Genomic DNA, 12,450 nt, shown 5'->3' on the forward strand with positions numbered 1-12,450 from the left:
GGAGAACGGCGCCCCGACCCCATCGCGCACCAATGACGCGGCGGGCTGACAAATAGAGGGACAAAAACGTGGGCTATTCGCTCGACACACTGCGCAAGGACGTCGCCGAAGGGCGGATAGATACGGTGCTCGTCGCTTTTCCCGACATGCAGGGACGGCTGATCGGCAAGCGGTTTCAGGCCGAGTTTTTCCTCGATGGCGCCATGGACGAGACCCACGGCTGCAATTATCTGCTCGCCGACGATATCGACATGGAACCGGTGCCCGGCTACGCGGCGGCCAATTGGGGCAAGGGCTATGGCGACTTCGTCATGAAGCCCGATATTTCGACTTTGATGAAGTGCACCTGGCTCGAGGGTACGGCGCTGGTGCTGGCCGACCTCGTCGACCACCATCATCACGAGCCCATTCCGCATGCGCCGCGCAGCATTCTGAAAAAGCAATTGGCGCGGCTCGAAGCCATGGGGCTCTCGGCCAATTTTGCCAGCGAGCTGGAATTCTATCTCTTCGACGAGACGTTCCGCTCGGCCCATGACAAGGGCTATCAGAACCTGACCGCGGCCGGCTATTACATCGAGGACTACCACATCTTCCAGACGACCAAGGAAGAAGGGGTGATGCGGGCGCTGCGCAATCAACTGCATGCCTCGGGCATTCCGGTCGAAAATTCCAAGGGCGAATGGGGCCCCGGCCAGGAAGAGATCAATGTGCGCTATGCCGAGGCGCTTGTTATGGCCGACCGGCATGTGGTCATCAAGAATGCGACCAAGGAAATCGCCTTCGGCCAGGGCAAGGCCGTAACCTTCATGGCCAAGTGGGCCTATGATCTCGCCGGGTCTTCCGCGCATATCCATATGTCGCTGGCGAAGGGCGGAAAGAACCAGTTTGTGGATGAGAGCGACCCGCTCGGCATGTCCGCGCTGATGAAGCATTTCATGGCCGGGCTGCTCACCTATGCCGGCGACATCACCTATTTCCTCGCGCCCTATATCAACTCCTACAAGCGCTTTCAGGTTGGCACCTTTGCGCCGACCAAGGCGATCTGGAGCAGTGACAATCGCACGGCGGGTTTCCGGCTTTGCGGCGAGAACACCAAGGGGGTGCGCGTCGAGTGCCGTATTGGTGGTGCGGATCTCAATCCATATCTGGCCTTTGCAGCGCTGCTGGCGGCGGGGTTGAAGGGGATCGAGGACAAGCTGGTGTTGGAGCCGGCCTTTTCGGGCGACGCGTATTCGGGCGAAAAACTGCGTGAAGTGCACAAGACACTGCGTGATGCAGTGGCTGCGCTCAAGGGCTCAAAAATGCTCCGAGAGGCTTTCGGGGCCGAGGTGGTGGAGCACTATGTGCACACCGGCAATTGGGAGCAGTTCGAATACGATCGCCGCGTGACCGACTGGGAGCGCAAGCGCGGGTTCGAGCGGAGTTGAAGAGGCCCGTTTGCAGCAACACCCATGGTTCGTCGTCATTGCCGGGCTTGTCCCGGCAATCCATCTTGCCTCCGCATGGACTACCGGGACAAGCCCGGTAGTGACGAAGGAATGGGGGCGGCTGGTGGGTTCTCTCGAGAGCCACCCGGCAATGATATAAAGTTTGAGTGGAACAAAAGCATGACCGAGACGGTCCAGATCATTTCCCCCGTGGACGGAAAAGTGTTTGCCGAGCGGCAGACGCTGGAGGGAGCAGCCATTGCCGCGGCCGTGAGCAGGGCCAAGGCGGCGCAGCGGGCCTGGCGCGCGGTGTCGGTGGGCGAGCGCGTTGCGGCGGTGGGACGGATGGTCGATTCCCTCCTCGCCATGAACGACGAAATCGTGCCCGAGCTCGCCTGGCAGATGGGGCGGCCGATCCGCTTTGGGGCGGAAAAGCGCGGGGTCGAGGAACGCAGCCGGCATATGCTCGATATTGCCGAGACGGCCCTGGCACCGTCGATGCGGCCCACGAAAGAGGGTTTTGTGCGCTATATCTCGCATGAGCCGCTGGGCGTGGTGCTGGTCATAGCGCCGTGGAATTATCCGTTTCTCACGGCGGTCAATTCCATCGTGCCGGCGCTGGTGGCGGGCAATGCGGTGCTCTTGAAGCATGCGAGCCAGACACTGCTGGCGGGCGAGCGCTTTGCGGCAGCGGCCAAGGCGGGCGGGCTGCCGGAGGGGATTTTCCAGAACCTCGTGCTCAGCCATGCCGACACGGAAAAACTGGTCGGCTCGGGCGAGATCGACCACATCAATTTCACCGGATCGGTGGAAGGCGGGCGGCGGATCGAGAGGGCAGCGGCCGGGACTTTTGCCACTTTGGGCCTTGAGCTTGGCGGCAAGGACCCGGCCTATGTCCGCGCCGACGCCAATCTCGATTTTGCCGCCGAAAACCTCGTCGATGGCAGTTTTTTTAACTCGGGGCAATCCTGCTGCGGCGTCGAACGCATCTATGTGCATGCTGACGTTTATGATGGGTTTGTCGAGCGCTTCATCGAGCAGGCTCGGAGCTGGACCCTGGGCGATCCGCTCGATCCCGACACGATTGTCGGACCCATGGCGCGCGGCAATTTTGCTGATCATGTGCGGAGCCAAACGGAAGAAGCGGTGCGTGGTGGGGCGAGGCGGCATCTCAACTGGGGCGACAAGCGCGATGCAGCCGGTTCGCCTTATCTGGCACCCGAAGTTCTTACCGGCGTCAATCATCAGATGAGCGTCATGCGCGAGGAGAGCTTTGGGCCGGTTGTAGGCATCATGAAGGTGGCTGACGACGCCGAGGCGATTACGCTGATGAATGACAGCCCCTATGGGCTGACGGCGTCGATCTGGACCGAAGACATCGCGGCCGCCGGACGGATCGGCGGCGAGGTCGAGACCGGCACGGTTTTCGCCAATCGCTGCGATTATCTTGATCCCGCGCTCGTCTGGACCGGTGTGAAGGATACCGGGAAGGGCGGGGGTCTGAGCGAGATCGGCTACCACAATTTGACCCAGCCGAAGAGTTTTCATCTGCGGCGGGTCTAGTGCCAGGCCCTCGTGGTTCGAGGCACAAGTGAGGATTTCTCTCCGTTCTATCGTCACCACCGGGCTTGTCCCGGTGGTCCATGCGGAGGCGAGATGGATTGCCGGGACAAGCCCGGCAATGACGACGGAGAGTTAGTTAGGGACACGAGGCAGAATGACCAAAGCCAACTGGAATTATCCGACCGCCGTCCGCTTCGGGGCGGGGCGCATTGCTGAATTGCCCGATGCGCTGAAGGTGGCGGGAATAAAAAAGCCGCTGCTGGTGACCGATGCGGGGCTGGCGGCATTGCCGGTAACGCAAAAAGTGCTGGCGGATTTGAAGGCCGGAGGCATCGAGGTTGGGCTTTTCTCCGACGTAAAACCGAACCCGATTTCGGCCAATGTCGAGGCGGGCATCAAGGTTTTGCGCGAGGGTGGTTATGACGGGGTCATCGCCTTTGGCGGTGGTTCCGGGCTCGATACGGCCAAGGTGATTGCCTTCATGGCCGGACAGACGCGGCCGATGTGGGATTTTGAGGATATCGGCGATTGGTGGACGCGCGCCGATCCAAAGGGGATTTTTCCGATTGTTGCGGTGCCGACCACGGCGGGAACGGGCTCGGAAGTGGGGCGCGCTGGCGTCATCACTGACGAGACTACGCACACCAAGAAGGTGATCTTCCATCCCTTGATGATGCCCAAGGTGGTCATTGCCGATCCCGAACTGACGGTGGGCATGCCAAAGTTCATCACCGTGGGCACGGGCATGGACGCGCTGGCGCATTGTCTGGAAGCCTATTGCGCGCCGGGCTATCACCCGCTGGCTGACGGCATTGCGGTGGAAGGTATTCGGCTGGTGTTCGAAAATCTGCCGAAGGTTGCGGCCAATCCCGGTGATATCGAGGCGCGCGGGCACATGATGAGCGCGGCGGCCATGGGGGCGACGGCGTTCCAGAAGGGGCTCGGGGCCATTCATGCGCTGAGCCATCCGGTGGGGGCGCTCTATGATACCCATCACGGCATGACCAATGCGGTGTTCATGCCCTATGTGCTGCAGGCGAATAAATCGGCCATCGAAGGCAAGATCGCGCGACTGGCGGCCTATATCGGGCTGGCGCCGAGTTTTGAGGCATTTCTGCATGCGGTGATTGGGCTGCGCCTGCGATTGGAAGTGCCGCACACGCTGCGGGATTTCAAGGTCGATGGCGAGCAGCGGGACAAGATCGGGGATATGGCCATTGTCGATCCCACAGCGGGTGGCAATCCGGTGGAACTGACCAAGGAACGGGCGCTGGCGATTTTCGATCGGGCGCTGGAGGGGAAGGTTTAGGTTTTTTCTCGACCTCCCACTCTCTCGGTGTCATCCCCGCGAAAGCGGGGACCTCCGTTTCTAGGGGTTCCCGCTTTCGCGGGAATGACACCGTGGAGGAATGTGAGCGCGGTGGCTCGCCGTCAGCCGACGATCTCCGCCACCGTCGCCTTGGCCCCCTCGTCAAACAGGCTTTCGAGATGGCCGACTACCGTGTCGCGGAACACGGCATGGCCAGCCAGGTCCGTACCAAAAACTTCCGTCAGGCTCGACAAGCCATCATATAGCGCCACCGGATCGTCTCCAGCATCTGCTGCAATCGCCATCATCTTCAGCGCATGCGGATCCCTGACGTCGATCTCGTTGCCGTCCTCGTCAATGCCGGTGACATAGCGCATCCAGGCGGCGACGCCGAGGGCGAGGCGGGTGATCGGCTGGCCGGCCTTGAGACGATCACGGATCGTGCCGAGGAGGCGCTGCGGCAGTTTTTGCGAACCATCCATGGCGATCTGCCAGGTGCGGTGCTTTAGCGCCGGATTGCGGAAGCGCTCGAGGAGCTGGTCGCGATAGGCGCCGAGATCGACACCGGGCATGTCGAGCGTCGGCATGGCTTCTTCGGTCATCAGGCCGTGGATGAGTTTTACATAGGCGGCGTCGCCCATGACCTCGGCGATATATTGGTAGCCGCCGAGATAGCCCAGATAGGACATAGTCGAGTGCGAGCCGTTGAGCATGCGCAACTTCATGTGCTCGAAGGGTTCGACCTCTTTCACCAGCTGTGCGCCGACCTTTTCAAAGGCCGGGCGGCCCGCCGGAAAATGGTCTTCCACAACCCACTGGGTGAATGGCTCGGTCATGATCGGCCAAGAGTCTTCGGCGCCGATCAAGCTCGTCACTTCTTCGCGGTCGGCATCGGTGGTGGAAGGCACGATGCGGTCGACCATGGTCGAGGGGAAGGCGACCGATTTGACCCATTCGCCGAGATCGGCATCACGTAGCGCAGCAAAGCGGGTGACGATGCGCTTGGCGGTTTCGCCATTGGAGGGGAGATTGTCGCAGCTCATTACGGTGAAGGGGGCGATGCCGGCCGCCTTGCGGCGGGCAAGGGCTTCGACCAGCATGCCCGGTGCCGATTTCGGCGATGCGGGATTGGCGAGGTCATGGACCACGTCGGGATGGTTCTGGTCGAGTTCGCCGGTCGCGGGGTCGTGGCAATAGCCCTTTTCGGTCACTGTCAGCGACACGATGCGGATAGCGGGCGATGCCATCAGGTCGAGGAGGGCGTCGCGCTCGGTATTGGCGTCCATGACCGAGAGGATGGAGCCGATGACGCGCGGATGCGTGCCTTCGGCGTCGCGCACGGCGATCGTGTAGAGCCCGCCTTGCGGTTCCAGCGCTTCCTTGGTGTCGGGGCGGCGAAGGCTGGCGCCGACAATGCCCCAGCTCGGATCGTCCGCGAGGAGATCGTCGACATAGACGGCCATGTGCGCGCGATGGAAGGCGCCGATGCCTAGGTGCACAATGCCGGGAGTCACCTTGGCCCGATCATATTTCGGCACGCCGATGCCCGGCTTGAGGGAGCCGAGGGTGGCTGGGCTGAGGCGCGGGCTGGTCATGACGGCTCCAATTGAGGCAAATCGGGGCGCAGCATAGTGACTTCCAATCTTGTATGGAAGACTAGTTGCGGCTAGCTACGCTTGTTTATGGGTTGCAGGCTTGTCCGCGCAAGCGGGGCCCGGCATAAGCCTTTGGAGGAATTGGGAGGATGGCCATGGCCGGCAAGCGGATCGTCAGCATTGGCGAGTGCATGATCGAAATGAGCGGCGGCGAAGATCGCACCTATCGCCTGGGCTATGCTGGCGACACGCTCAATACGGCCTGGTATCTGCGCGCGCTGCTCGGGAAGAGTTGGGACGTCGACTATGTGACAGCGCTGGGCAAGGACCGGTACTCCGACGATATCCGCGGCTTTCTCAAGACCAACGGCATCGGCACCGATCATATCGGCACGATCCCCGAGCGGCGGCCGGGGCTCTATATGATCCATCAGGACAAGGGCGACCGGCACTTTACCTATTGGCGCGACCAATCGGCGGCAAAGCTGCTGGCGGACGACAAGTCGGCGCTGCAAAAGGCCGTGGAAGGCGCGAGCCTTGTCTACTTCTCCGGCATTACCCTCGCCATTCTGGCACCCAAAGCGCGCGGGCGGCTGCTCGGGGCCATCGTCAAGGCGCGGGACAACGGCGCGAGGATCGCTTTTGATACCAACTTGCGACCGGCTTTGTGGTCCAGCCCAAGGGTTATGGCCTCGGTGCTGACGGCCGCAGCCGGCCTTTGCGATGTCGTGCTGCCGACGCATACCGATGAAGCGCCGCTCTTTGGCGACAAGAGCGTGGATGAGACAGCCGACCGCTATCTCGAGCTTGGGGTCGAGGAGGTGGTGGTCAAGGATGGGGCCAAGGAAGCGCTGATCGCGACGGCGATTGAGCGCGTGCGGATTGCGCCAAAACCGGCCGAGAAGGTGGTGGATGCCACCGGTGCCGGGGACAGTTTTAATGGCGGCTATCTCTCGGCGCGGCTCAATGGAAAATCGATCCGCGAGGCGGCGGAAGAGGCGCATCGTGTGGCGGGGGTGGTTATCGGCCACAAGGGTGCGCTGGTGGAGCCGAAGTTTTTGAAGTGAGGTAGAAAGGCCCCCTCACCCGGCCTGCGGCCGACCTCTCCCCCAGAGGGAGAGGTGGGGGATTGCTGAAGTCGCTGAGCGACACCTCTCCCTCTGGGGAAGAGGTCGACGGCGCAGCCGGCGGGTGAGGGGGCCTTTCTCTACTCCCCATCCATCTTCAGAAATTCATCCGCGCTCAGCACGATCTTGTCGTCGATCTTGCCGATGGCCTTCTTGTCCTTGCCCTCATATTCGAAGCCGTTGAGCACGGTGCGGATGACGTTCAATCGCAGCCGGCGCTTGTCATTGGCACGGATGACGGTCCAGGGCGCATGGGCGCAATCGGTGCGCTCCAGCATGCGGTCCCTCGCCTTGGAATAGTCGTCCCACTTGCTGAGCGCTTCGAGATCGATCGGCGAGAGTTTCCAGGTTTTGAGTGGATCGTGCCGCCGATCGTGAAAACGCTTCAATTGCATTTCGCGGCCGATGGAGAGCCAGAACTTGAAAAGGCGGATGCCGTCCTTTGTCAGGCGCTTCTCGAATTCGGGGGCCTCGTCGAGAAAAAGTTCGGTCTGTTCGGGCGTGCAAAAGCCCATGACCGGCTCGACGCCGGCGCGATTGTACCAGGAGCGGTCGAAGAGCACCATTTCTCCTGAGGCGGGGAGCCAATCGACATAGCGCTGAAAATACCATTGCGTGCGTTCGCGGTCGTTCGGCTTGGGCAGCGCGGCGATGAGATTGAAGCGCGGATTGAGATTTTCGAGGATCGTCTTGATGGTACCGCCCTTGCCGGCAGCATCGCGCCCCTCGAAGACGAGGACGATGCGCTCGCCGGCCTTGGCCATATGGGCCTGCAACAGCACGAGTTGCTTTTGCAGCGCATAGAGCTGCGTGTCATACTCGTCGCCATCGAGCTTCTCGTCATAGGGATAGCCGCCCGATTTCAGGGCCGCTTTCTTGATGGCGGAGGGTAGCTCGGGATTGTCGATGTCAAAGCCAGTAAGGGGATCGCTCACACTGTCGCTCCATTGTCACGAGCAACGTGCTAGAAGTTTTGATCCCGCGCAAGAGGCGGGAGCAAGCGCTTGATTCGGCAGTCAAAAATGGACGATTCCCAGTCGCCCCAGACAGTGCTGCGTGGCCAGGCTATTTTGGCGCGCATCATCAATTATGCCGGGCTCCTCCTGGGGCTCGCCGGCCTTTTTGTCGCGCTGGTGCTTTTTGGCAATCTGCGGCCCGATTTTGCCGCGCTCGGCTATCTTGTGGCGCTGGCCTTCGTTGCTTTCCTGCCCATGCCCGTGCGCACGGTGACGCGGATCGTCGAAACGCCGGCCGCGCCCGTTCTGCCCCAGGGGCCGGATGAAAATGTGATGGCCGCCTTTGCCGAGGCTTTGGGCGAAGCCTGTCTCGTGCTCGATCGGCGCGGCACGGTCGCCTATCGCAACCAGGCGGCGGCGAGCCAATATCCCAATGTGCAAAAGGGCAAGGTGCTTACCCTTGTCATGCGCAATCCCGAACTGGTGGCGGCGGTGGACGCCGCGCTGCGCACGGGCACGCCGCATAGTTTTGAACTGCACGAAACGCTGCCGAGCGAAACCTGGGATCGCGTCACCGTGGCGCCCATCCGCAGTCCCGGCAGCGATTGGCTCGAGGAAGATGATCGGCACCTGCTGGTGACCTTCCAGAGCCTGACCGAATTGAAGCGCGTCGATGCCATGCGCACCGATTTCATCGCCAATGCCAGCCACGAGCTGCGCACGCCTCTGGCTTCGTTGCTGGGCTTTATCGATACGCTGCTCGGCCCGGCGGCGCGGGACGCGGTGGCGCGCGAAAAATTCCTTGGCATCATGCGCGGCCAGGCCGACCGCATGAGCCGGCTGATCGATGATCTGCTCAGTCTCTCGCGTATCGAAATGTATCAGCATGTGCGCCCGACCGGCTCGGTGGATCTGGCGGGGCTTTTGCGCGAAGTGCGCGAGGGGCTGCAGACCCAGGCCAAGGCGGCCGAACTCGATGTGGTCCTGGACCTGCCCGAGGGGCCGGTAACAGTGATTGGCGACCGCAACCAGCTTTATGAAGTGTTCGAAAACCTCGTCGACAATGCCATCAAATATGGCGCGGACGGCAAGACCGTCGATGTGTCGCTGACCAAGGTCGATCGCGGCGGGTTCAAGCATCTCGTCAGCGTCGTCGACCATGGGCCGGGCGTCGAACCCGAACACGTGCCGCGCATGACCGAGCGGTTTTATCGCATCGAGGTCGAGACGAGCCGCAAGAAGAAGGGCACGGGCCTGGGCCTGGCCATCGTCAAGCACATCGTGCAGCGCCATCGCGGGCAGATTTCCATCAAGAGCCGCCCCGGCGAAGGGCTGCGCGTGGATGTTATGCTGCCATAGTGCCTGTGGGTAGCAAGCAATTACTGCGGAGACTCTAGTTCCATCGTCACCGCCGGGCTTGTCCCGGTGGTCCATGCCCGTGGCGAGATGGATTGCCGGGACAAGCCCGGCCATGACGACCGAAGCGGGAATGGGGGCCCGGCAAGGCCCCGCTGAGACGACTAAGCCGGGTCGAAATCGCTCGGGCGATGCACCTCCACGAGGCCCGCGGCAAAGCGCTTGGCATTCTTCACATAGCGATCGGCCGAGGCCGTGAGGCCGGCAATGGCTTCGGCGTCGAGCGTGCGAATGACCTTGCCCGGCGCGCCGACGACGAGGGAATTGTCGGGAATCTCTTTGCCCTCCGTGATGAGAGCATTGGCGCCGATGAGGCAGTTTTTTCCGATCTTCGCGCCGTTGAGCACTGTCGCGCCCATGCCGATCAGCGTGTTGTCGCCAATGGTGCAGCCATGGATGATGGCGCTGTGGCCGATGGTGCAGTTTTCCCCAATGGTGAGGGGAAAGCCCTGGTCGGTATGGAGGACGCAGTTTTCCTGAACGTTCGAGCGGGCGCCAATAGAGATGCGCTCGATATCGCCGCGGGCGACGGTGCCGAACCAGATGCCGACTTCGGGGCCGATATGGCAATCGCCGATGAGCACGGCGGTCGGAGCGATCCAGCCGACCTCGGGGGAGATTTCCGGGGTGATCCCGTCGAGGGCATAGATGGGCATGGGGTCCTCCGTGGTTTGGACGAATACTAGCCACCCCAACGCGTCGCGTCATTCCCGCGAAAGCGGGAATCCCCCTTTCCGAAACAGAGATTCCCGCTTTCGCGGGAATGACTTCGTGGGAGGAGAGGTTAAATCAAGACGCCATAGGCTTCGCGCATCTCAGCGATCTCGCTCAGGGTCTGGTGAAACAGGCTCCAGTCATCGCTTTCGGCAATCGGGGCCCAGATGGCCTCCATGTCATCGATCAGCATCGTCCGCGGCTTTTCGCGGGCGAAATAGGCGTGGTCGAGATTGACGTCGTCTGATGGCCCGAACGTTTCGAGCAGATCCGCCAGCGGGCGGAAGGCGTCGGTGGCGTAAAACTTGGCGGCGGGGCTACGTGCCGCGCGTTCGGTGCTGAGGGCGCCGCCGCGCCAGTCGAAGAAGAACTGCTCATAAGGCGCCTTGCTGGCCGAGAGGAAGCCGAAGAGGGCTGTCACAAAGGCATTGTTGCTGTCCCCATCGCGCGGCGAGAGGCCGAGGCGGCGCAGCATTGCGAGGGGCAGTTGCGTGCGGAAGATGGGCCAGACCGTGTTGAGCGCCGGCTCCAGCGCCTCGATGTTCGAGAGCGGCAGCAAGCATTCGGCGAGGCGGGTGAGGTTCCAGGCAAGCGTGTCGGGCTGGCGGCCAAAACTATATAGGCCGGTTTGGTCGAAATAGGCGGCGGTGAAGTCGGGGTCGTAGACCGGCAGGAAGCGCCAGGGGCCGTAGTCGAAGCTTTCGCCAGTGATGTTGATATTGTCGGTGTTGAGTACGCCGTGGACGAAACCGGCAGCGATCCATTGCGCGCCGAGCAGGGCGACCCTTTCGACCACGGCTTCCAGCAAGGCGGCGGTTGGGTCCGCCGCGCCCGCAAGGTGCGGATAGTAATTTGCGATGGAATAGTCGACGAGGCGGCGGAGATTGTCCGTGTCTTCGAGATAGGCCAGCCGTTGAAAGGTGCCGATGCGGATATGGCTGTGGCTGAGCCGGGTCAAAACGGCTGAGCGGGTCGGCGAGGGTTCGTCGCCGCGATAGAGTTCTTCCCCGGTTTCGACCAATGAAAAACTCTTGGACGTATAGACGCCCAGTGCTTCGAGCATTTCCGTCGCCAGCACCTCGCGTACGCCGCCCTTGAGCGTCAGGCGGCCATCGCCGCCGCGCGACCACAGCGTCTTGCCCGAGCCCTTGGTAGCGAGATCAAGGAGCCGCCCGTCGACAGGATCGACGCACTGCGCGAACAGAAAACCGCGGCCGTCGCCAAGGTCGGGATTATAGGTGCGGAACTGGTGGCCGTGATAGCGCAGGGCCAGGGGCTGGGGCAGAGAGCCGGGCAGGGGTTCGAAGCGGCCGAAATGTTTCAGCCACTCCTCTTCCGTCAGATCGCCCAGGCCAATGCGGTCGGCCCAGCGCTGGTCGCGATGGCGCAGGATGGTCTTGGGAAAATCGGCAGGGGCGACGGGGTCGAAGAAGTCGCGGCCGAGATCGGCATGGCTTTGGGCGGGGATAAACTGGGTCATGTCGGCTCTATGTTTCGGCCCGTGCTGCAAGGCTCGCTTGCGCCCTCGTGTCTGGCGTGCCGGGTCAAATCGGCCTATATCATGGCGGATGATACAGCTTGCACCATTTCAGGCCGCCATCTTCGATATGGACGGCACTTTGCTCGACACCGAAGCGGTCTTCAAGACCATCGTATTCGAGGTCTGTACTGACCTCGGCTTCGAAATGACCGACGATGTCCATCGTTCCATGGTCGGCGGCAGCCATGAGCGCACCAGCCAGCTTCTGCTCGAAGCCTATGGCGTCAGTTTTCCTTATGCTCTCTTCGATGAAAAATGCCGCGTCAGCATGCGCGAGCGTTCTCATGGCGGCGTGCCGGTAAAGCCTGGTGTTCACGATTTTATCGCGGCGCTCCATGCCAATAATATTCCGACGGCGGTCGCGACATCGTCGCGCAATCCCCATGCCCAGCACCATTTGAGTGCGGCGGGTCTGCTCGATCTTTTCGAGACCATTGTTACGCGCGATGACGTGACCCATCCCAAGCCCCATCCCGAGCCCTATCTGACGGCGGCGAGCCGGCTGAAAATCGACCCGGCCAATTGCCTCGCGCTCGAGGACAGCCTTGCCGGCGTCCATGCCGCGCATGCCGCCGGCATGCAGACCGTGATGGTGCCCGATCTCGTCCATCCCAATGACGAGGTTTTGGCGCTCGGCATTTCGGTGATGGAAAGCCTCGTGCACGTCCACAAGGCGGCCTTTCCTCACTAAGCGTTTGCTCTGATTTTCAGCGCAACCTAACGCTCAATTGTTACCCCGGCGAAGGCCGGGGCCCATCCTGAGATCTCGAGATGGATCCCGGCCTTCGCCGGGATGACAGCCT

General features: G+C 61.9%; 10 protein-coding genes. 6 read left to right on the forward strand and 4 right to left on the reverse strand.

Annotated elements, in window-relative coordinates; genetic code table 11:
* Window positions 1-68 precede the first annotated feature (68 nt).
* From J7557_RS15895 to J7557_RS15905, 3 genes are all read left to right on the forward strand, one after another.
* On the forward strand, window positions 69-1,427 hold the full coding sequence (locus tag J7557_RS15895; protein WP_291421023.1) for a glutamine synthetase family protein: 1,359 nt from the start codon (window positions 69-71) through the stop codon (window positions 1,425-1,427).
* A gap of 180 nt (window positions 1,428-1,607) precedes the next feature.
* Window positions 1,608-2,990: an aldehyde dehydrogenase family protein gene (locus J7557_RS15900; protein ID WP_291421024.1), complete on the forward strand. Its 1,383-nt coding sequence runs from the start codon at window positions 1,608-1,610 to the stop codon at window positions 2,988-2,990.
* Window positions 2,991-3,144: 154 nt separating this feature from the next.
* Entirely contained in the window at window positions 3,145-4,299 is a 1,155-nt protein-coding gene (locus tag J7557_RS15905; RefSeq protein WP_291421025.1) for an iron-containing alcohol dehydrogenase, read from the forward strand.
* Between the two features lie 122 nt (window positions 4,300-4,421).
* On the opposite strand, the gene J7557_RS15910 is transcribed toward J7557_RS15905, so the two are convergent.
* A complete protein-coding gene (locus tag J7557_RS15910) occupies window positions 4,422-5,906 on the reverse strand; it encodes a mannitol dehydrogenase family protein (RefSeq protein WP_291421109.1) in 1,485 nt (494 codons plus the stop codon).
* Window positions 5,907-6,049: 143 nt separating this feature from the next.
* Between J7557_RS15910 and J7557_RS15915 the strand changes: the two genes are divergently transcribed.
* Window positions 6,050-6,961, forward strand: a complete 912-nt coding sequence (locus J7557_RS15915) for a sugar kinase (RefSeq protein ID WP_291421026.1) — start codon at window positions 6,050-6,052, stop codon at window positions 6,959-6,961.
* 140 nt (window positions 6,962-7,101) lie between these two features.
* On the opposite strand, the gene ppk2 is transcribed toward J7557_RS15915, so the two are convergent.
* A complete protein-coding gene (ppk2, locus tag J7557_RS15920) occupies window positions 7,102-7,956 on the reverse strand; it encodes a polyphosphate kinase 2 (protein WP_291421027.1) in 855 nt (284 codons plus the stop codon).
* A gap of 87 nt (window positions 7,957-8,043) precedes the next feature.
* Here ppk2 and J7557_RS15925 point away from each other — a divergent pair, with 87 nt between their 5' ends.
* Entirely contained in the window at window positions 8,044-9,336 is a 1,293-nt protein-coding gene (locus J7557_RS15925; RefSeq protein WP_291421028.1) for an ATP-binding protein, read from the forward strand.
* Between the two features lie 161 nt (window positions 9,337-9,497).
* On the opposite strand, the gene J7557_RS15930 is transcribed toward J7557_RS15925, so the two are convergent.
* Window positions 9,498-10,049: a gamma carbonic anhydrase family protein gene (locus tag J7557_RS15930; protein ID WP_291421029.1), complete on the reverse strand. Its 552-nt coding sequence runs from the start codon at window positions 10,047-10,049 to the stop codon at window positions 9,498-9,500.
* Window positions 10,050-10,177: 128 nt separating this feature from the next.
* Window positions 10,178-11,587, reverse strand: a complete 1,410-nt coding sequence (locus J7557_RS15935) for a protein adenylyltransferase SelO (protein ID WP_291421030.1) — start codon at window positions 11,585-11,587, stop codon at window positions 10,178-10,180.
* Between the two features lie 88 nt (window positions 11,588-11,675).
* Here J7557_RS15935 and J7557_RS15940 point away from each other — a divergent pair, with 88 nt between their 5' ends.
* Window positions 11,676-12,338 (forward strand): HAD family phosphatase, encoded by a 663-nt coding sequence (locus J7557_RS15940; RefSeq protein ID WP_291421031.1) that lies wholly within the window; start codon window positions 11,676-11,678, stop codon window positions 12,336-12,338.
* Window positions 12,339-12,450: the final 112 nt, after the last annotated feature.

The organism is Devosia sp. (genome assembly GCF_017744655.1).
Classification (GTDB): domain Bacteria; phylum Pseudomonadota; class Alphaproteobacteria; order Rhizobiales; family Devosiaceae; genus Devosia.

Coding starts and splice junctions, on each gene's coding strand:
- J7557_RS15900 (WP_291421024.1), top strand. CDS start 1,608: ATGACCGAGACGGTCCAGATCATTTCCCCCGTGGACGGAAAAGTGTTT.
- J7557_RS15905 (WP_291421025.1), top strand. CDS start 3,145: ATGACCAAAGCCAACTGGAATTATCCGACCGCCGTCCGCTTCGGGGCG.
- J7557_RS15915 (WP_291421026.1), top strand. CDS start 6,050: ATGGCCGGCAAGCGGATCGTCAGCATTGGCGAGTGCATGATCGAAATG.
- J7557_RS15925 (WP_291421028.1), top strand. CDS start 8,044: ATGGACGATTCCCAGTCGCCCCAGACAGTGCTGCGTGGCCAGGCTATT.
- J7557_RS15930 (WP_291421029.1), bottom strand. CDS start 10,049: ATGCCCATCTATGCCCTCGACGGGATCACCCCGGAAATCTCCCCCGAG.
- J7557_RS15935 (WP_291421030.1), bottom strand. CDS start 11,587: ATGACCCAGTTTATCCCCGCCCAAAGCCATGCCGATCTCGGCCGCGAC.
- J7557_RS15940 (WP_291421031.1), top strand. CDS start 11,676: ATGATACAGCTTGCACCATTTCAGGCCGCCATCTTCGATATGGACGGC.